This is a genomic window from Paenibacillus sp. 2KB_20, from assembly GCF_052115765.1.
Lineage (GTDB): Bacteria > Bacillota > Bacilli > Paenibacillales > Paenibacillaceae > Paenibacillus_AQ.
Map to the genome: position 1 here is coordinate 391,103 of NZ_JBFRHH010000004.1, position 20,641 is coordinate 411,743.

At 51.6% G+C, this 20,641-nt stretch carries 18 protein-coding genes and 1 other annotated feature; of the genes, 5 read left to right on the forward strand and 13 right to left on the reverse strand.

What is annotated here, in order from left to right:
• Window positions 1-33: 33 nt before the first annotated feature.
• Window positions 34-1,386 (reverse strand): aminotransferase-like domain-containing protein, encoded by a 1,353-nt coding sequence (locus AB4124_RS13915; RefSeq protein ID WP_441973203.1) that lies wholly within the window; start codon window positions 1,384-1,386, stop codon window positions 34-36.
• A 130-nt stretch (window positions 1,387-1,516) separates the two neighbouring features.
• Here AB4124_RS13915 and AB4124_RS13920 point away from each other — a divergent pair, with 130 nt between their 5' ends.
• Together AB4124_RS13920 and AB4124_RS13925 are read left to right on the forward strand one after the other, a co-directional pair.
• Complete coding sequence (locus AB4124_RS13920; protein ID WP_076323772.1) at window positions 1,517-2,758, forward strand: MFS transporter; 1,242 nt, start codon at window positions 1,517-1,519, stop codon at window positions 2,756-2,758.
• Window positions 2,759-2,785: 27 nt separating this feature from the next.
• Window positions 2,786-3,391 (forward strand): DJ-1/PfpI family protein, encoded by a 606-nt coding sequence (locus tag AB4124_RS13925; RefSeq protein ID WP_076323771.1) that lies wholly within the window; start codon window positions 2,786-2,788, stop codon window positions 3,389-3,391.
• Between the two features lie 80 nt (window positions 3,392-3,471).
• On the opposite strand, the gene AB4124_RS13930 is transcribed toward AB4124_RS13925, so the two are convergent.
• Window positions 3,472-4,278 (reverse strand): phosphotransferase family protein, encoded by an 807-nt coding sequence (locus tag AB4124_RS13930; RefSeq protein ID WP_441973204.1) that lies wholly within the window; start codon window positions 4,276-4,278, stop codon window positions 3,472-3,474.
• Window positions 4,279-4,300: 22 nt separating this feature from the next.
• Window positions 4,301-4,756 (reverse strand): SgcJ/EcaC family oxidoreductase, encoded by a 456-nt coding sequence (locus AB4124_RS13935; RefSeq protein WP_430202268.1) that lies wholly within the window; start codon window positions 4,754-4,756, stop codon window positions 4,301-4,303.
• 234 nt (window positions 4,757-4,990) lie between these two features.
• On the opposite strand from AB4124_RS13935, the gene AB4124_RS13940 reads away from it, so the two are divergent.
• Both AB4124_RS13940 and AB4124_RS13945 read left to right on the forward strand, forming a co-directional pair.
• Complete coding sequence (locus tag AB4124_RS13940) at window positions 4,991-5,821, forward strand: MerR family transcriptional regulator (protein WP_441973205.1); 831 nt, start codon at window positions 4,991-4,993, stop codon at window positions 5,819-5,821.
• Between the two features lie 193 nt (window positions 5,822-6,014).
• Window positions 6,015-6,779 carry an SDR family oxidoreductase gene (locus AB4124_RS13945; protein WP_441973206.1) on the forward strand — a complete coding sequence of 255 codons (765 nt, stop codon included), beginning with the start codon at window positions 6,015-6,017 and terminating at the stop codon, window positions 6,777-6,779.
• A gap of 230 nt (window positions 6,780-7,009) precedes the next feature.
• Here AB4124_RS13945 and AB4124_RS13950 read toward each other — a convergent pair whose 3' ends face one another.
• Both AB4124_RS13950 and AB4124_RS13955 read right to left on the reverse strand, forming a co-directional pair.
• A complete protein-coding gene (locus AB4124_RS13950; protein WP_441973207.1) occupies window positions 7,010-8,593 on the reverse strand; it encodes a sigma-70 family RNA polymerase sigma factor in 1,584 nt (527 codons plus the stop codon).
• Window positions 8,594-8,674: 81 nt separating this feature from the next.
• On the reverse strand, window positions 8,675-9,631 hold the full coding sequence (locus AB4124_RS13955; RefSeq protein WP_430108932.1) for a hypothetical protein: 957 nt from the start codon (window positions 9,629-9,631) through the stop codon (window positions 8,675-8,677).
• A gap of 123 nt (window positions 9,632-9,754) precedes the next feature.
• Window positions 9,755-10,032 (forward strand) — a binding site (T-box leader).
• Between the two features lie 48 nt (window positions 10,033-10,080).
• On the opposite strand from AB4124_RS13955, the gene trpS reads away from it, so the two are divergent.
• Entirely contained in the window at window positions 10,081-11,064 is a 984-nt protein-coding gene (trpS, locus tag AB4124_RS13960; protein ID WP_441973208.1) for a tryptophan--tRNA ligase, read from the forward strand.
• Window positions 11,065-11,274: 210 nt separating this feature from the next.
• Here trpS and AB4124_RS13965 read toward each other — a convergent pair whose 3' ends face one another.
• The 8 genes from AB4124_RS13965 to AB4124_RS14000 form a co-directional block, all read right to left on the reverse strand.
• Window positions 11,275-12,756: a cellulase family glycosylhydrolase gene (locus tag AB4124_RS13965; protein ID WP_441973209.1), complete on the reverse strand. Its 1,482-nt coding sequence runs from the start codon at window positions 12,754-12,756 to the stop codon at window positions 11,275-11,277.
• Window positions 12,757-12,894: 138 nt separating this feature from the next.
• Entirely contained in the window at window positions 12,895-13,593 is a 699-nt protein-coding gene (locus AB4124_RS13970; protein ID WP_441973210.1) for a MerR family transcriptional regulator, read from the reverse strand.
• Window positions 13,594-13,597: 4 nt separating this feature from the next.
• Window positions 13,598-14,911, reverse strand: a complete 1,314-nt coding sequence (locus AB4124_RS13975; protein WP_441973211.1) for an MFS transporter — start codon at window positions 14,909-14,911, stop codon at window positions 13,598-13,600.
• A 231-nt stretch (window positions 14,912-15,142) separates the two neighbouring features.
• Window positions 15,143-16,294 (reverse strand): ABC transporter permease, encoded by a 1,152-nt coding sequence (locus tag AB4124_RS13980; RefSeq protein ID WP_441973212.1) that lies wholly within the window; start codon window positions 16,292-16,294, stop codon window positions 15,143-15,145.
• The gene (locus tag AB4124_RS13985) at window positions 16,294-17,412 is read right to left on the reverse strand and encodes an ABC transporter permease (RefSeq protein WP_441973213.1); all 1,119 of its coding nucleotides are present in this window, start codon (window positions 17,410-17,412) and stop codon (window positions 16,294-16,296) included. Before AB4124_RS13985 ends, AB4124_RS13980 begins: the two co-directional genes overlap by 1 nt.
• A gap of 28 nt (window positions 17,413-17,440) precedes the next feature.
• Entirely contained in the window at window positions 17,441-18,376 is a 936-nt protein-coding gene (locus AB4124_RS13990) for an ATP-binding cassette domain-containing protein (RefSeq protein WP_441973214.1), read from the reverse strand.
• A 213-nt stretch (window positions 18,377-18,589) separates the two neighbouring features.
• Window positions 18,590-19,714, reverse strand: a complete 1,125-nt coding sequence (locus AB4124_RS13995; RefSeq protein ID WP_430108916.1) for a sensor histidine kinase — start codon at window positions 19,712-19,714, stop codon at window positions 18,590-18,592.
• Window positions 19,711-20,355, reverse strand: coding sequence for a response regulator transcription factor (locus AB4124_RS14000; RefSeq protein WP_339291991.1), 645 nt, complete (start codon window positions 20,353-20,355; stop codon window positions 19,711-19,713). The genes AB4124_RS13995 and AB4124_RS14000 overlap by 4 nt, the downstream gene beginning before the upstream one ends.
• Window positions 20,356-20,641 lie beyond the last annotated feature (286 nt).

The window sequence follows — 20,641 nt, forward strand, 5'->3', positions numbered from 1 at the left end:
CCAGATAAACTCCCCCTACCAGCGTCCCTCCCGCTATCTCATCCTCAGCTCCAGGCGCCTGATCTCCTGCTCGATGACCGTCAATCCCGCTTCAATCCGGGGTTTCTCCACCCCGATTATACATAACCGGATCCTGTCATTTCGCTGATTCTCCGGCAGCAGATGCAAATCCACATTCGTAACCGAAACCCCTCTCTGCTTCAGGCGCTCCTGCAGTACTGATGCCTTTACGTACTTCGGCAGACGAAGGGTGATGAACACGCCGGAGGAAGGGCAAGTATAGGAAATGCCGCTGCCGAAGACATGGGCACACACCTCGGTGGCATATCGCATCTTCTCCCGGTAATGCGCCCGAATTCTGGCGGCATGGCGCCTGTACATTCCACTCTTGATATAAATTTCAAGGGCGCCTTGGGAGAGAATCGGAGATGAAACATCCGCAGCGTTCTTATACGTTATAAACAAATCCAGCATGGGTTCAGGAAGAATAACGGCACCCATTCGAATGCCCGGCAGAATCGTTTTCGAGAAGCTTTTGACATAGATGACATGGCTTGACAGATCCAGTCCATACAAGGGGTCCGCCTTGGCATCCTCCTCCAGATCGGCCAGATAATCGTCTTCCACAATATAGACATCGTACTGCCGGGCAAGCTCCGCAATACGTGTCTTCTGCTCCAGCGAATACGAGGTGCCAAGCGGGTTGAGAAACCTCGGCACCGTATAGAAGAATTTGAACTGTCCACTGCGAAAATGAGACTCTAGCACCTCCAAATCGATACCCTGCTCATCGCGCTGGATTCCGATCACCGGACAGCCTGCAACGCGCGCCGCCGCCAAGAAACCGAAATACGTCGGCTGTTCTACCAGCACCGCCTGCCCCTCACCCTGAAAAGGCATGCGCGTCAGGATCGAGAAGGCTTGCTGCGCTCCAGTGACCACAGCGATGTGATCGGGTTTCGCAAAGATCTGCTGATCGTGGAAATACCTACTCAGCTCATTCCTTAACGAGAAGATCCCCTGTGGGTCGGTGTAACCGAACAGCTCCTCCTTGTACACGGAAATCGCCTTCCGTAAGCAGTGCTCCATCTCCTGGAACGGCAAAAAATCGCCCCGGGGTGTCGTTGAGGCGAAATCAATCGGCTCGCTTTCCGTTCGCGCCGAGGTGCGGTTCTTCCCTTCTACAAGGTAGTATCCGCTCTTGGCTATCGGGTAGATGACATCATCGCGCTCCAAGGTCTGATATGCACGAACGACCGTGTTGGGACTACAGGAGAACATTTTGGCCACGGCCCGGACCGAAGGCAGCTTATGGCCTGACCGGATATGCCCCCCTTCCACTTCCCGGATCATATACGCAACAATTTGCTCGTGCTTCGTGTCCATCCCAATCATCCCCCTGTATTGATACAGTTGATCTAAATTGTCCTGTTCATTTTCTGCTCCATGATTAGAATTAGCTTATTCCATGACATAGCGGAAGTAAAGACATAGGAAAGGAGCTGACGGGTCAGCGATGAAAAAAGATCGGGGTTATGCGTGGATCATCCTACTGTATCTATGGACACTTGGTTTTGCAGCGGCAATCAGCCGGTTTGTCATGTCTTATTACCAGCACGAAATGGCACGGGATTTGGACGTGGACCTGACCTTTATTAGCTTCACATGGTCCTTCAACATTGCCGTCGCCGCTATCTGTTCTCCCCTCGGCGGATGGTTAACCGATAAATACGGCCCCAAAAAAATGATGCTCCTGAACGCCCTGTTTGGCGTACTGTCCATGCTGACCGTGCTTACGCTTCATCATCCGGCGGGATTTTTCATAGGACTCGGACTGCTCTCCGGCCTCTCCGGCATGGCCGCGAGTACAGGATATGTCGTGGTTACAAGCTGGTTCAGCCGGCATAAGGCGAAAGCGCTCATGATCATGACCAGCGCAAGCTCCCTCGGACTGGCCATACTGACGCCTCTATTTGTCAGCAATCGGGATTGGCTTGACTGGACAACGGCATTCACCATCACCTTGTGGATTACGCTCATTTCCATACCGCTCACTTTCCTTATCATGAAGGAACGCCAACCGGGTCAGCACAGAGAGAAACCCGCTGTTTCGGATTCACCCCCATCAACGGGACGGCTGCCGTTCCTCTCGATCGCCAGGGAGATGGTAACCAACCGGACGGTACTCCTGGTGGTCTTTGCCTTGTTCACTTGCGGCTTCAGCATGGGAACGGTTGAAATGCACCTGATGGCCATCCACCGGCATGATCATGTCGGCTCGGTAATGTTCACATCCTCACTGAGCATTCTCGGGCTGCTTGAGTTGGCAGGCGGGCTGCTGTTTGCCCTGCTCCTGGATCGGATGTCCAGAAGTTTGGCACTGTCCTTCCTGTATGCATTCCGAATTCTGGCCTTTACGATGCTGTTTCTGCACTTCAGCATTTCTCCGATCGTCTTCTCGGTCATCTTCGGAGCCAGTTATTTAGGGGCCATCCCCGGTGGCATATTGGTGGCTAGCGAAGCTATGGGCAATCGCTCCGTTGGATTGCAGACAGGAACGCTGCTTATTTTCCATCAAGCGGGAGCTGTTCTCGGTTCTTTTTCCGGCGGATTCCTGTTTGACCTCACGAACAGCTACCAATGGTTGATCGGCCTCAACCTGATGTTCAGCGCCTTGTCGGCTATGGGCTACTATCATCTTCATCGAACGTCGAATCGAAGACGTTCCGTCCCGGGTCAGTCGTCGGCCGAGGCTTAATAAACTCCCTATAGGCAGGTGTTCTTAATGAAAATGGCTTTTATTCTGTTCCATGGGATGACGTCCCTGGACCTTATCGGCTTCACCGAAGTGATGACCAGGCTCTCCCGCATCCGTCCCGACTCGGAAATCTCCTGGGATTACTGCGCGATGAGCCAGCAAATTACGGATGATCGCGGACTGGAGTATGTCATATCCAAGGTAAGACCGAATCTGTCGGAATATGACCTGGTCTTCGTGCCTGGCGGCTTTACTACGCGGGAGCTCAGATTCGACCCCGATGTACTGGCTTGGCTGCGGACAGCCCGGGAAGCACAACATCTCGTATCCGTGTGCACCGGATCGCTGCTGCTTGGCGCGGCCGGGTTGCTGGAGGGCAAGCGGGCTACCTCCAATGGTTCGGCTTACGAGCTTTTGGCACCCTACTGCAAGGAGGTCGTTCATGCACGCATTGTACAGGATGACCGCCTCTTTACGGGCAGCGGGGTTTCTTCATCCATCGATCTCGGCCTGTACGTGCTGGAGAGGTTAACCGATGCAGCCACCGCGGAACGGGTGAAATCGGATATGAGCTACCCGTATTACCAGACGGGAAACTCATCCTCGGTCTATCATGCCAAGACAGGCGTATAAATTCCGAAAAAGCCTCCCCGAAATGAGCCCACTTTCCCCATTCCGAGGAGCCTGGCGGGTTCATAGAAGCCTAATCTCCATTAAGCATAAACACGCAGCCGATCATCAATTAGACCCAGCAGCCATGCTCTTTCTCCAGGGACATCCTCTCTCAGCCTGGCTGCCGCTACCGGCAGCATCCAGCGGTCGATCTCCTCCATCTTTGCATGAGATAATCGACGATATTCATTCAGGTATATTTTATTCCATAGGACTCGGGCCATCCGAAGCGGAATCACCATAAGGCTCGACTGTTCGAGCGGATGAAAAGGAGATTGAAACATCAGGGATGTCCTGGCGATGTCGCATAGAGGGTCACCAATCGTGGCGTTATTCCAATCGATCGCCCGGTATCCGCTCTCCGCCACGATCACATTGTCCGGGTGGAAGTCGCCATGACAGATGGAGTCCCCCTCAGGAAAAGAGTCCAGTACCTTGCATATGGCCTGTGCCTTTCCCTGCAGGATGCCGCTTGCATCAAGAATTGCATGCTCCAGCCTTTCTTTTTGCGGCGGCAGCAAGGTTGTCGTGCAGCCATGCATCGCATGTTGGAGCCGGGCCATCTCACGGGCGCACTTCATGAGCTTGCGCGGTGACGATTGAACCTGATGCAGCATCGACGGTCCTGTCACCCGTTCATACACCAGCCCCGTTCGTCCCTCCATATCCACCATGTCAAAGACGGCAGGGGCAGGCACGCCCGCTTCCGCAACGATGCGGCCTATCTCCGCCTCATATGTCACCCATTCCGGGGGGTACCCTTCATAATACAGCTTTAAAGCCTGAGACTCTCCCCATTCATACACCTCTGCGCTCCTGCCTCTTCCAATCTGTGTACCCTTCTTCAAAGCATTTCCTCCGCTTCCTACGTCAGCTGGATTTTGATTTCGAACGCATCATTAACCGCTGAATCCAGCCTGGCTTCTGAATCCGGCAGTTGTGAAATGCGGATATCTTCCATTCCCCGTTCTGTTTGATGAGCACGTTGGTATTAATCGAGAATCGGCTGGTGGGCGGCTTCTTATGAAATCTTAGCTGTACCGCTCCTGTTGCGTGGGCTATCGCAAGCTCCGGGGTCAGGAAACGCAGTTCCGTTGGGGTGGGTCCCGCCACCAGCTTGGAATCTCGCAGAACCCCGTTCCACAGCTCCTGATGGACCTCATCGATCTCTTGGCGGCCCTTCAAGTGCTGTCCGCTAAACGTGACGTAATCCGCATCATCCGTAAAGCATTCCGCATAAGCCCGGCCATTCCCTTCTCCCCACGCCTTGGACAGCGAATCGAATAACGTTTGGATCGCCTGGCGATCCTCGTACGTTCCGTTCATCAGCCTCATCTCCATTCCTTTCTTGCTCTTAAGCGGGATCGCTGAATCTTCTTTGAACCCATTGTATGATAATCCGGCCGTTTTTGAATTCCCACTCCAGGATGAAAACCGACTCGGTCTTGGGACCGAGTTGTTCCTTCAGAACCGGCGAGCTAAGTTCTTTACGTACGCAGGAGCGCGAGATATGATATCGTTATCCACGCAGACCGAATCGTAAAGGAGGTTGCCATCGGCATGATGAAGATCAGCGCTTTTGCCAAGGTCAGCGGCATTTCCATCAAGACATTGCGATATTATGATGAGCTGGGCATATTGAAGCCGGCCCATGTTGATGAACAAAGCGGATACCGTTACTATTCCGAGGAGCAGCTTCTGACCGTAAAGCGGATTGCCGCTTACAAGGAACAGGGGTTTACCTTGGAACAGCTCAAGCCTTTTTTTGAAGAGGATATAGGAACCGATGTCGTAAAGAACAAACTTGTGGATAAAATGACGGAGCTTCAGCATGCGATGCAGACCCTCCAGCTGCAGCTGGATGAGGTGAACAGCAGGATGTCGCGCCTGGAACCATCCGAAGCCGGGGATCCGACAGGCCCCATCCGTATCCGGGAAGTCCCATCCCAGCGCGCCGTTTCAATTCGCGACCAAGTCCCCCGCAGCCAGCTATGTCTCTTGCTTGATGAGATTACGAAATACGCGACCTCTTATGGAGAACCCGAGGTCAGTCAACTCATCATCCTTTGGCATGATGACGGCAGCGGGAATGCCGACGTTGCGGACATTGAAATCGCAATCCCCATAACTGGAGATATACCTGCTAATGGTCGGGTGCGTGTAGACTTCCTACCAGAGCTGCAATCTGCAGCATCTCTTGTCCATCGTTGTGATCCGTACGGCTATAGCTGTCCCGCCGTACCCGAGCTCAAGGCATGGATTTCGTCCCAAGGCCTCGTTCAATCGGACCGGGAGCCGATCCGCGAAATTTATCTCACCTCGGATAAAGATATCTACGGCAAGAAGCGCCCTGCGGAATTGCTTATCCCCTTACAAGGTAACGCGGAGTAACCCTTCCTTGCCGTGATAGGCTACCGAAAACGAACCTCGACCCAGCCTCCATCCGTACTTACAGCAGCAGTAATCTGGCATGACTTTTATGTTCATGAAAAAACTCTAGAAAAATTCTAAACCACCCTCTTGACTCTCCCCTTAACAGGAGAGTGTACAGTAACGTTAAATCGAACAAGAGGAGTGGGGGTTTATGAAACGATTGGAAGGCAAAATTGCATTAGTTACAGGCGGAAGCCGGGGAATCGGCAAAGGAATTGCGCTTCGGCTGGCAGAAGAAGGGGCTCTGGTCGTTGTGCATTACGGAACCCGCCGGGATGCTGCGGATCAGGTTGTCCAGACCATACAAGATCAGGGTGGGCGAGCTATCGCCCTAGGCGCCAAACTGGAATCGGTAGACGGAGCAAAAGGACTCATTCATTCGCTGGAGGAGGAACTTCTTCGCGTAACGGGGGACAACCGTTTCGATATTCTGGTGAATAACGCAGGCATCGGAACCTCCAACACCTTTGAAGAGACGACCGAGGAAAGCTTCGATGAGCTGCTTGCCGTCAATGTAAAAGCACCGTTCTTCCTGGTCCAACAGGCGCTGCCGCTCCTGCGTGACGGCGGACGCATCGTCAACATCTCCTCCGGTGTTACGCGTATCGCCTATCCGCATATTATGGCTTACAACATAACCAAGGGAGCCATCAACACGTTCACCTTGCATCTCGCCAAGCTACTGGGTCCACGCGGGATCACGGTGAATGCGGTTCTACCAGGCATCGTGGATACGGATGTGAATGCTACATGGCTGTATACACCGGAAGGGCAGTTGCATGCCGCGGAGATGTCCGCGCTTGGCCGAATCGGCCAGCCGTCCGATATTGCAGATGTCGTCGCGTTTCTCGCATCCAGCGACGGACGCTGGGTAACAGGACAAATGGTTGACGCAACCGGTGGTTCTCATCTGTAAGTATAATAACAACGTCTATCGACGCACTCTCAAAGAAGACAGACCGCGTTTAGCGGTAGTTTTTCTTGCGATATCAGGCAGCAGACCCTCCGAAGCTTATACTTCCTGATATCTTAAAAAGAGCTATCCTTGCTTGGCATTAACGCCAAGCAAGGATAGCTCTTATGCTATATTCTGCTGGTAATCGGATCCGCCAATCTACTCAAGATCGCTTTTTCCTGTACCTGTTGTTAATCAGATTCGCCCATCCGCACAATCGACTTCCGCTCCGGGTTCCAGCGCCATGACGGAGCCTTACCCCGCACAAGCAGACCTCCTACCCATTTATCGGTCGTTCCGGTGTAGGGGGCATAGTCGGAATTCCCGGCTAATACCTCCCGCCCTAGACTCGTCACTTGCAACACCCGATCTTGGAAATGGGGTACAGCTAGTTTGAAGTCGGGAAAAGGTGCTGTACCATCGATAACGAGCAAGGAATCCGGTCCCTCTGTCAGCTTCGCCAGGTAATACCAGAACTCCAGATCTCCCATTCCCAGTGTATGGAGCTGGTCACCTACCTTTCGGAATAACTCGTGAGGCTTATGGATTCCGCCCGCTACAGCCTCTAACGTGGTCTGCTCAATGATCCCAAGTCCATTGTTCACGGAGGGCAGCCGTGCCAGATGGGCTGCAAATGCAGCCCTAGCAAAAGGCAGTGCCGAGGAATCAACCTCCAGCATGCGCTGATGGTTCTCCGGCAGATCCGAAGTATAGGCTTCCCACAACATACTGCCCAGCATGAGCTCTTGTTCTCCAATCGTGTGCCATGTGCCCGATAAAGTCTCGAGCTGCTCCGTGCTGAGCTGCCCCAACCCACGAAAAAGCTCGATGCCCGGGTATGCGCCGATGCACAGCAGACTCAGCTTCGTATTTCCCAGTGACTGTTCCTTAAACCAATGCAGCAAATAAGACAGCATCGTCTGGTCAAACAGATCATGCTCAAACCAGAGCACGATTTCATCATATTGCTGAAAATCCTGAAGCTTCCTCTCCTGCGCCTCGCAGGTCCCGATATATTCCTTCTGCGGAATCCCCAGCGTTTGCTCCAGATACTGAGCTCTTGTTCTCCGATGATCCGGCACGTCCATCTTCGTGAAGACCGGACCAAAAGAATAAAGCTCTCGCCACACCAGAATGTCCCCTTGAATGTTCCCTTGCTTCAGCTTATCTCCTACCGAATCCCCGTTAACGATATGCAGCATACGTTTTCCTCCCTCATACAGATCGGTGAACACCGATACAAAGTCGGCTACATGAAGCGTGTTCTTCAGCTTCCGCCGGGCATCAAAGAGTCGCTTCTTCAAAGCCGGCAGGGATATATCCAAATATTGCGAGATCTCCCGCAGGCTGTAGCCTTGAAAATAATAGAGCTGGACCGAAATCCGCATGCCGGGTGGCAAATCTGCGATCGTGGCATGCAGCTGACCGATCAGCTCTCTCTTTTCCACAACCGACTCCAAGCTTCGCTGATCTCCTACCGGCAATTCCATATCATGCAGCGGTAACGTCTGAAATTGCTTGCGGCGCAAGTCCCTGTAACACTGCCGCTCAACGATCACTTTGAACCATCCGGGAAAACGCCAGGGATCCTGCAGCTTATGCAGATTCGCAAAGGCCTCCGTAAATGCCTCCTGCACGGCATCTTCCGCTAAATGGGGATCCTGCAATTTATCGTAGGCCACGGCCAGCGCCATGCCAGTAAAATGCCGGACCAAGTTTTCCTGAGCCACCGCACTGCCCCGCCGGGCTTCCTCAATCCACTGGAACACGTTCACTAAAACCTCCCTTCCCGGTGTCTCTAACACTTAAGTGCCGATTCGTATAAAAAAGGTTACCCCTCTTCAGGAAATTATCGTCTACACCGGATGGATGATATATCGGAAATTCTCCATTGCCTTCGCCGGCGCTTCCGAAACACGGTTCCAATGATGATAGAAACTAAATGGGAATTTAAAGAGATGGCCGAAGTCCCAGTCGGTCGCAGCCCCGTCGATACCCGCCCAGTACTCCGATTGATGCGGCAAACAAGACGATCTTGCAGCCTCCACAAGTGGCAGCCGATCCACCGGAGATACGATTCGGATCGGCTCTGCAGGGTCCAGCTGGTTGCTGGTACGGAGCACCTTCACGATTTTGAGTAAACCCGGCAAGCCTCTATGGAAATAAGCGTGGTGGCCAAGATCGTACAATATGTTTAAGGCATGTGAGAAGGTCAGCATATGCCCCATCAAATCATGATGGGCTTCCGCTCTGTAGATCACCGAATAAGAGGCCAGTTCGTTCAAAATAAAGGCCGAGAGCTGATCGCCGTCCGTTATTTCAGGTATCCCGTCAAGTTCATCCAGGGTCAACCGTTTGACCTCGGCTGCAGAATATCCGATCCAGGACCTTCCCGGAATCGTCTTCACGAAAGAGGAGACTAATTCCGCAATATCGGTTGCTTCATGGCAGAGACCGCCTCCAAGCTCGTGGAGTGCAGCCAGACTTATTGCGGCATAGATCACATTGTGCCCGACCCAGTGCAAACCATCAATCGTATCGTCAAGGGCCGCAAGAATCAGTGATTCTGCGCTTTCCACGCTCACGCTTTCCTCTGTCACCGTTCCCGGCTGCAAATACTTGCCGAGCATCCTCCGGTTCTCCGCTGCCACAGCCTCTTCGACCTTCCCGGTCAAATGGTTTGCTTTTATAAAAAAATAACCCGCGATCGCGGCCGCTCCGTAATGGGCTTGCCAAATATCCCCCGTTTGCCTTCTACTCTGCGACAGTATGGATAATCCGTCTCCGAGAATCGCCGTATCATTATCCCTCATCATGAATCCTCCCCATACCCTCTTGACATTCACCTAACACCTGTGTAATGATTCTCATCATATTCATCTTGCTCTCTCTTCTTATCCGAAAGAGCAGCGCTGATGAATTTAAGAACAACATACCACACGGCTATGAGAAGAAATAGTAGCTTATCTCTCGAGGTCCAAGCGAACCGGCGAATGGTGCGAGGCCCGGTACCCCGGAATAAGTGAATGGATCTTCTCGCTTCAACCCGAACCTCCGATCTGTGCCGGAGCAGTAGGCCTTGACGGCTCTCCACCGTTATTTTGGGAGATATGACAGGAATAATGGTGCATTTTCCCCATTTCCACGTCATGCTTAAGAGCGACCGTACAGTCGAATTTGGGTGGTACCGCGAAAGTTACACTTCGTCCCATAGAGGGATGAGGTGTTTTTGTGTTGTTCGCAAACAATCAGGAGGTGTGTTATGAAACGATTATTGTCAGGAATTAAGCCGAGTGGAGATTTGAATATTGGCGGATACGGGGGTGCTCTCCGTCAGTATGTGAAGCTGCAGCATGAGTATGAGTCCTATTTCTTCGTGCCGGATCTGCACGCAGTCACGGTCTATCAGGATCCCAAGGAGCTGCACCAGCGCACACGAGACATAGCCGCTCTGTACATTGCGTCAGGCATTGTCCCCGATAAAGCGACGATCTTTCTGCAATCCCAGGTCCCTGCGCATGTGGAGCTCGGGTGGTTGCTGGAGACGCAGGCTCATTTCGGGGAATTAAAGCGGATGACCCAATTCAAGGAGAAATCGGACGGAAAAGATACCGTGAGCTCCGCGTTGTTCACGTATCCGGTCTTGATGGCTGCCGATGTGCTGCTCTACCAGGCAACGCATGTGCCTGTCGGTGACGATCAGAAGCAGCATCTGGAGCTGACCCGTGATGTAGCCGAGCGCTTCAATAACCGGTATAAACACACATTTACGCTTCCCGAGCCGATCATTCAGGATATTGGCTCCCGCATAATGGGCCTTGACGATCCGTCCAAAAAGATGAGCAAGAGCAATCCGAATAAAAATAGCTGCGTCCACATGATGGATACGCCGGAGGATATCCGCAAGAAATTCTCCAAAGCCGTTACCGACTCCGATGGCCAGGTCCGGCATGACTGGGAGCAAAAACCGGCGGTCAGCAATTTGATCGAGATTTACTCCGTATTCTCCGAGGAAGCCATCTCCGTCATCGAGAATCGGTATGAGGGCCAAGGATACGGCACGTTCAAGAAGGAATTGGCCGAGGTGGTCATCGAAAAACTTCAGCCGATCCAGGAGAAGTTCCATCAAATCGTGAATTCCTCCGAGCTTGATCGCATTTTGATGGACGGAGCGAAGCGGGCTTCCGAAACCGCAGTCCCAACACTGCTTGCCGCCAAGAAAGCGATGGGATTGGTCACGTTCTGAAAGAACCGAGAGGGCGTCCCCTTGATGACTGTTTCCTTATCGGGAATCAGAACAAGGGACGCCCTGCTTATTTTGTTGGCATGCTTTTTTACATTGTACACAAGTATCTACGCCGCTTTAGTCTGTCCCGCCTCGCTTTAACCCCATGGTTCTTCTTATTCTCGCCTTATTTATTGAAATGCCTGCTATGTCGTTCCAGCCCCCTTGACATCATCTCCCTATCGTAACCGTAATCTTGTTCCCTTGATCAGGAACAGTGATCGCCAAGATGCCACTCTTCGAATCCAGGAAAGGGCGCAGCTCGAGTTGATAGGCGTCCGTACCGGCAACCGCCACGTCGCTCCTGGATATCGATTCCAGATGGGGATGGTAAATCAACGTCTCTCCAACGGATGAAACGAAATCTATACTTAAACTGCCGTTATCATGATCATAACGGTATGCTGAGAGCACGCCGGCTGTCGCTTGCGGATACGCGCGATTCAACGCTTTGACATATGGGGCTTCCTTGAAGCCGTCACACCAACACCAGTATGTATTGCTCCAAAGATACCGCTCAAATATCGCAATGATCTGCTTGGAAAGCTGAAAGGTTGCCGGATGTTGGGAGAAGGCCCCCCATTCCCCGACCAGGACCGGCACGTTCAATCGTTCCTGCACCTTGCGATGGGTAGCAAAAATCAGATGGACGCGATCCTGATTGTAAATGTCATAATGCTCCGTATCGACCACCAGATCATAGCCGTGCGGTGCAAACACCTGATGGTGTAAGGTTTGACCAGCTGGATCCTGCACTAGCTGCAAGCCGGACTCGATCCCCATGTTCGAGAAATAGCTCGTTTCCAGCATCAAAAATCCGTCCGGGGAAACGGAGCGAATGGCTGCCGCTGTCTTGTTGAAAAAGGGCGCGAGAACTACCCGTTCGAAGATTTGCGAGACTTCTCTGGCGCTGTCGACGAGTATGCGGTACGTATCCATCTCCGCCATCCCGGCAAGAACCTCTAGCCTCTTTTCCTCGTCAAACCAGAGTCCGGCAAGCTGTTCCATGTTCGGGTCGGCTATTCCCATCACATGCCCCGCATATGCGGCAATGATTGTGCCAAGCACCTCCTGTCCGCTTGTTCCGGGGTACGGCTCGTTCATCATGTCATAGCCTATGATATTCGGACAATCAGCCATAAACTGTGCGGCATGCTTCCACATCGCTGCATAGTGATCCTGCAGGCCGATCCCGTCGGAAGCGGACGTATTCCGCCAGAAGTGATCCAGAGCGCGGTTCACAGCCGGACTTTCCAGGTAGGCGTCACTCCAAATTTGTCCGGTAATATGAGGAAGATCGTCGGAGAGGGTCGCCCATGCGGGAGCCCCGTCGCCGTAGAGCAAGCTGTACAAATCCTGGTGCATATCCAAAAAAACATAGAGATCATTCTGCTCAGCCCATACAACTTGCTGCTTGATTCTGCTCAGATACGCATCGTCGTAGACCCCAGGCTCCGGCTCGACGCCATCCCATATTAAACCTAGACGGACAACGTTAAATCCTTGTTCGCGGAACCAGGCGAACAGAGCTGCATCACAGGGCTCAACATATCCTTTTGCCTTGTCCTTGCTTACGAGATTGATGCCGTTCAGGATCACTTGAGCGCCGTCTTCATTCAAGAATCGTTGTCCGTCGATCACTAATTTTTTCATGTCCGCTTCCCCCTATCGTTCTTCTACCGGAATGTAAATTTCAATGTAATGATTGTCGTACTGGTTATAGAGATTGACTTCGAGAGAATGACCCGCGATCTTTAGTCCGCGATTGCGAATGAAGGCTTTCATCTGATCTTAGTGATCGTCCATCTTGGCATAGTCGTCCCTGCCGATAACCACGCATTTTCTGGCACAGTAGCGAGGCTCAAGTTTCTGAAAGACGGAAGAGTCACCCTCCATCGGGAAGGTGGACAGAATGCCATTGTACAGGTAATTGTGAAAACGGCCTGCGTTAAGGTTATCTTGCGACACAATCGATATGGCATGACAGAATGCAAGCCATTCCCTGGCATGGATTCTTCGTACCTGTTGCTGCACTTTGCTCCCGAGTCCATGATCTCCGCTCTCCATGATGGAATCGGTAAGGAGCACCCAGCACGGGTGGCTTAGTACAAGCTCAATGACCTCCGTGTTATCGAACCGTTGAAGCTGAACATCCAACACTTCCAGCTTGTGAGACAAATGTTTCAAATAAGTCCGCTGGCGATCGATGTCTTGCCGCTTGTCGGAGAGCAGCCTGCGAATAGCGTTTAGGCTGTTGTCCCGAAGCATCTCTTGGATTCGCTCGATCGACACATCCATTGCCCGCAGCATTCGAATCGTGATGAGTGAATCGAACTGCTCAAGATCATAATAGCGGTACTTGTTCGCGTCCCGACTGCGGGAATGTAGCAGTCCGATCTTATCGTAATAACGCAAGGTATCGATCGGGATATCCAGAATTTTGGACACTTCGCCAATCGTAAAATTCAAATTTAACGCCGATTCCTTCACATCTTCACCCCCCCTCTTCTAGCGGAATCAAGCCGGTTGCTACCCGAATGCCGAGCATGGCGGACTCGGACTGTTCCGCCGCAAGACCGTCATATCCGTATGCCCCGATGACATTAATGAAGATAACCGTTTGCAGGCTAGAGAAGGCGACCGTGAATAACGAGAACAATCCGTTAAACAGCCCGGTTTTCCTCACGCCGGTCGTGCGCTCATTCTCGTCGATGAGCAGCGCCGGGGCCGGAGATATTGCCGTTCGAAGATAGTTCACAGCAAAGACGATCAGAACGTAGGATGCCGCCGCGGTCCATATGCCGTCAGCAAGAAAGATCCCCCCGTATCCGAGCACCACAAAGATTGTCCCCAGGTATACACTCTTCTTCGTTCCGTTTTTCTTGACGATAGATCCCATGACCGGCAAGAATAGGAGCGCGATCACATGCGTACTCACATCGATGACGGTAGCTTCGATACCCGTTGACTGCACGACGCTGTCCATGTAGTAGAGAAACGGCGTAAAGTAGAAGAACACGGGGCCGGTGACGATGGTAAATATAATAAAGGTGAGGAAAGGCCTTGATTTGATGATCTGCCAGGCTTCTTTGTAAACCTCTTTTGTATCGATATGCTGCTTATCCAGTGATTCGTACATTTGCGCATCTTCTCTCAGTCCCCTCAGGGCCAAAGTGAAGAATATCGCTTCTGCCACGATTACGGCAGAGAAGATCGGGATGATAACCTCCTGTTTTCCGTCCCCAACGAGCAGCAGCGTCGGAATCAAGGTGATCAGAAATGACATCGCTTGGGATAAGTAGTTCTGGATCACACCAACATCGATGCGTTCCTCCTTGGTTGGAGCTGCGATCAGCATAAACGATTGATAGGCTATACTGTAAGCGGTTGCAGCCGTGTCGTAAATAAATAACAACCCGGTATACAGCAGAAAGATCAACCACTGATCCCATGCCGGATTAGACAGCATCATGAGGAAGGAGGAAACGATCATGAACGGCACCGTCACTCTCATGATATAGACGTATTTCCCACGCTGCACGCGATGCCTCATTCTGTCGATCCATACGCCAAGCACCGGGTCGTTAATCGCGTTCCAGATGTTATAGATAATGTACACCCAAGCGACATACTTCGGACTGAGACCGATGATATCCGTGTAATACTTCAAGAACACATTGTGGATGAGCACTCCTCCGACTGACAGGATCGGACCAGGAAGAGCCAGACGCCACTTCTCCCCTAGAGTCAGTCCGGTAGCAGTGAAGCGAAAGGCTTGCCGCAAGGCACTTCGTGCTTTCCCTAACATTTTCCATCCCCCGATCGTTCAACGTTTCAACCAGACCCTGTATCCTGAACTCATTGTAAACCATGGAGTAACTCCAGATGAAATAGCTTTGTTCATTTTTTTCCAATAGATTTTTCGCCGGAAGAACGGGTTTTAGACTAATGAAAAAAGGAGCTGTGCTGGTTAAGCAAGCCCCTGATCGCTTATAGTCGGCCATCCTATGTGCAGTACAAGGTGATCCCACCATTAAATTTAAATATAGCTCTGTGTATCTCTATTTCTCCCAAACTTGTAGGTAGCAATCAGCGATAAGGCCAAGGCAAAAGCCAGCAGAATCGCCACATTTAGCATGATGTCATTCAGCTTGCTTCCTTGCTGAAGCTTGCCAAACGTATCGAGCAGCCAATACTGCGGCAGGAAATCGGCGATTCGCTGAATCGCTTCCGGCATCACGGAGAGCGGGAATACGCACCCTGCCAGCAGCGAAGTCGGCATGATCACCATCGTCTGGATTCCGTTAGCCATCATGGTGCTGTCAGAGAACGCGACAATGACCTGCGATAAACTGACCGCGACCAGAGCGAACAGCGACAGAATCAGGAACATCTGCCATAACGGAATGCCTGGCTCGATGTGAAAGAATCGGGTCATAACAAACAAGGTGGCGGCAATCTGGATCATCATCAGAACGATGTTCACCATAGCATTCGAGAAGACGTAACTGCGGGCCGTAATAGGCGACGATAAGAGTCTATAGTACGTACGGTTCTCACGATCCCGGATTGTCAATGCCGATAGATTCACGGCAGAGAATAACATGAACACAACCAAGTAACCGATCGTCCGGTTGGTCATATCATGATTGGCCGATTGATCCGCAACCGTAGTCGTGGACAATTGAAACGTTGAACTCCGATAACCGCTGTATAATTCGTTAAACGCAGCGGCATCGCCATCCGCTATAACCCCCATGGATGAAATATTCTGGACGTACGCGTTCAGATACGATTTGACATAACCGGTAACCTGAGCTCCCTTAATCGATTCGATCCGGACCGGCTCGGGTGTCCCCTGAATTACGCCTTTCGCAAACCCCTCGGGGAAGATCAGCACCGCGTCCAACTCACCCGACACAACCAAGTCATCCGCTTCCGATTCCCTAATGACCGATGCCTCGGTATGCTCCAATTGAGCAACAAAATCGATCGTATCTTGCGTGACTTTCTGTTCGATATCGTGGTTCACGATGCCAATGGTAACGGAGGCATCTCCGGAGCCCTTGTAGATTAAGGTGGACAGCAGAATGCCGACCATGGGAAGCGCAATAACGAGCAGCAGGTTTTTATAATCCTTCAACGAGGTCAATATGGTCTTACGAATGAGCCAGAGCATATCCTTCATCATTACAGCCCCTCCCTTCTTCGCATCGAAATCATGGCTATGGCCAACAGCAGGACGGAAAAACCGACATTCAGCATCATCGCCTGCATGGCGGCCGACCCATTGCTTGAATAGATGAGTTGCAGCAGCGCTTCATTGGACCAATGCAGGGGAGAGTATGTTGCGGCCTCTCTCATGAATCCCGTTGTGCTTGCAACCGGCGTATATCCTCCCCCAAAGAACGCAGCCAGTTGAATAATGACCATGATGACAGTCCCGGCTGCATTTCCCTTCAGCACATAACTGATGCCGAGCCCGAGGCTGAGCGCAAACAGGATCTCGGTAAACAACACCAGAAACACCATGATCGGGTTCTCACCCCAATACGCATTGAACATATACTTGCTGATCAGCACAACGATGATGACAAATACGGCATTGATCGCGAGTGTGCCCAATATTTTACCGGCAAAAATTTCGGCTTTCGTCACCGGTGAGGCCAATAGGCGCTGCGCGGTATTTCGCTTTCGCTCACTATCGATTAATCCGCCTGCCGTCAAGGCGCTATACAGAATGATCATCGTAGTCACCGCAATCGCAAAATAATCAAGTGAACCCGGCTGCCTCGCTCCCTGAATAGAAGACTCCAGCACATAGCTCCCTCCATCATCAACAAGCGGCTTGCTCTCATATTCCGGATCGATCTTCGAGGCTTCGGCTGACAGCCGGTACCGGTCGGTAAATGCGGACAGCATCCCCTCCACAATCCCGTTCTCCATACTGTTGCGGCTGTTTCCATCATATCGGATCCCTTGGCCGTCTATTTCCACGTAACCGGTGTACCGGTTGTTTCTCACTTCCTGCTGTCCATTCATGCCTTCCTTGGCCTGCTCAAAGAGCATGCCCGATGAACGCTGTGCCTCCTGCGTGAATGCCTGCCATTGTTCCGTAAGCGCGGGTTCCGTTCCGCTGTCATGGTATAACACCCGGATGTCTCCAATCGCAGTACTGCCGTTAAAAGCGCTCGACAGCGCCGTCCCTAGGATCAGAATGAGCAGCACGGGCGTTGCCAGCATGAATACCAGCATCCGTACCTCCCGGACGATCTTCATCTCCTTCAGTGCGATTCTCAGTACGTTCATATTCTTCCACCCCCTCTACCCTTGTCTGTTAATCCCGGAGGCTCCTGCCGGTCAACGTCAGGAACACCGTTTCCAAATTCGGCTCGGAGGCTTGAACAGAACGAATCTCGATGCCCTGCGCCGTGAATTGTTGAATGATTTTATTCAAGTTATTGACCTCTGCATCGGAGCTGATGTGCACAATATTTTCCTTCACTTCAACCGCTTTGACGCCTGCAATGTCCTCCAACTTGCTCACTTCAAGATGGATGGCCGATTGTACTTCAATTCCGATATCCTTCTGGTCCGTGATGATGGCCTTCAGCTGTGCCTTCGTGCCCTCCGCTATGATCTTGCCGTGGTCGATAATGGCAATCCGGGTGCAGAGCTCCTCCACTTCCTCCATATAATGGCTCGTGTACAGGATCGTGCTGCCCATCTCGTTCAGCTTCCTGACCGAATTCAGGATATAATTCCTCGATTGAGGATCGATGCCGACGGTCGGCTCATCCATGATGATCAGCTTCGGTCTGTGAGCAATTGCGCAGGCGATATTCAGTCGTCTCTTCATGCCCCCGGAGAAACTCTTCGGGTATATCTTATGTTTGTCGCTAAGTCCGACGAAGGCGAGGGCCTCCTCTGCCCTGCTCTTCAACTCCGATCCTCTCAATCCATACAATCCGGCAAAAAAATGAACATTCTCATAGGCGGTCAGATCCTCATAAATCGCAACCTCTTGCGGAACCATGCCGATCTGCTGCTTCGCGAACTTTCGATGCTTCACCAGATTCTTGCCCAGGATATGAACCTCTCCCTTGGTCATGGGCATGAGCGACGATATGATGTTGATGGTTGTGCTCTTGCCAGCTCCGTTCGCGCCCAGGAAGCCGAAAATCTCGCCTTCCCGTATGTTCAACGACAACTGATCTACCGCTATGAAATCCCCAAACTTTTTCGTGAGCCCTTTGATCTCCAGCACGTTCATACGTTTTCCGCCTCCATATTCCATCCACGCATCAACCGGTGGACTTGATCTGTATGTATCGTACGAAAAAAGGATGCCCTTGCGATAGTGCACAAGTTCATCCTTACCCATGAGAATCTTCATGTTGTTGAGGACCCAAATCTTCACCCTTAGGGGGAAAGGAAGTCCCCTATGACCGATCTCCTTAATTCACCAAATCAAACTTACCGGGTGTTAGCTATAAGGAATCAAAGTGGTCACCGAGAAGCCGGTGGAGCCATCCACGATCACGGTTCCATTTACGACCGCGGCACGCTCCTCCATGCCTACGATCCCAAGACCCTTGATGACCTTCTGCATGCCCTTGCCATTGTCGCTGACCTTGGCCTTGATCATGGTGCCCAGAACCTCAATATGTAACGAGACTGAGGTTGCGTTGGCATACTTCATCGTGTTGGTTAACGCTTCCTGGGTGTTATCCTGAATGATTTTCCACTGCAGCGGCGTGATCCGGTCCACGTTGCCCTCATGCGTCAATACGGTCTTGATTGGATGCTGAGCCGAGAACTCCTCCAGAAATAAACGCATCCGGTTGATGCCGAGCTGTTCCGTAGGCGGCTTCACATTCTTCAGGACGAGCCTGATACTCTCAATGCCTTCTTTGGAGATCGATATGGCATTCTGCAGCAGCTCGGCGGACTTGTCCGGATTCGCTGTCATCAAGCGCTTGGCCGCTTCCATCTGAATCAATGCCCCTGTCATGGAATGCCCGATCTTATCATGAATCTCCTGCGACAGCCGATTTCGCTCTTCCAGCTTGAACATGTATTCAAACTGCCGGATGTACTCATTATTCTCGCTCAACCGCTGGGTCAACCGATCCAGTTCAAGGTGCATATGCTCACTCTGCTCCTGGTAGGATGCGACTCGGCTTACAAAAGTTCTTAGCATCGTAAGATAGATATAGGATAGAACGGATATAAAAACATACGTAATGACAAGCTCGTGAGGCACCATAAGCGCTGGAAGCAATAGGAGGATCAGGATCATCCAGCTCCTGCGAAGGTATAAAAACAGCAGTTCATACAGATTCGCGGGAAGCAGCAGGAACAACAGCGGATGTATGTAGAATGAGGAAGCCCCGACAATAAGAATAGCCAATACCATGAGGCACGGCTGTGCATTCCGGCTCTTGAAAATATAGACGGATACGTTCACGGACAGGTAGAGAAGAATGACAAGGATATACCACGGCGTTATCGCAAGATCAGAGACATAAGACTGGCCGATCACATATAGGAACAGAATCGTTTGAAAGCCGATGACCCACAATTCGGCATAATTTCGACGTTCGCTCACTTATTCACTTCCCCCGTCAAATAAAAAATCGCGATCTGGGTTCGATGCTCAAGACCTGTCTTGCTGAGAACCGAAGTGATGTGATTGGCAATCGTGCCTTCGGAAATAAACAGCTTCTTCGAGATTTCCTTGTTGGCCAGCCCTTTGGCGATGAGCGCCATAATATCCAGTTCCCGTTCGGTGAATAGACTCCGGTCGAACTTGGCACCGGTGTCTTCCTTGTCCGGCTTCAGCCCGGATTTGATTTTATCCAGTACGACGTCCTGCAGCACATGATGGCCGTGGTACACGGTTTTGATCGCATCGCGAATCCTTTCCGGGTCGTTATTCTTAAGCAGATAACCCTTGGCGCCGTTCAGGATCGCGTCGGTAATATATTCATCGTCGTCGAAGGTCGTCAAGATCAGCGTCCTGGTTTTGGTGCGCTCCGTAAGCTGTTTCGTGGCCTCAACCCCGTTCAGATTCGGCATCCGGACGTCCATCAGTGCCACATCCACTTCATGCGCTTCGCAATAGGCGACCGCTTCCTGGCCGTCTTCAACCGTCGCTACCACGTCGAACTCATCAAACGTAGCCAGAATGATTTTCATGCCTTCCCTGATAAAAGAGTTATCGTCCGCTATGATCACTTTAATCTTCAACTTACGCTCACACTCCCTTATTCAGGATTATACAGGCTGCCATCTTGAAGAACGATAGTATTTTATTCACCTGAATAAAGGTTGATCGTCACGATGCTAAACACTTTTGCCATGATCACCCGACCGATATAGACCAACCTGCTTAAGCAAAGTAAAAAAGCAGTGCGGGTACACACCCCACACTGCCCATTCGCCAGCCTATTCTATTAGTGCGTGTTCATAAAGTCGGATTTTCAGCACCGAGGTTTATGCTTCCGAAGTGCGTTTTTCAAAACGCTTTAGGTTA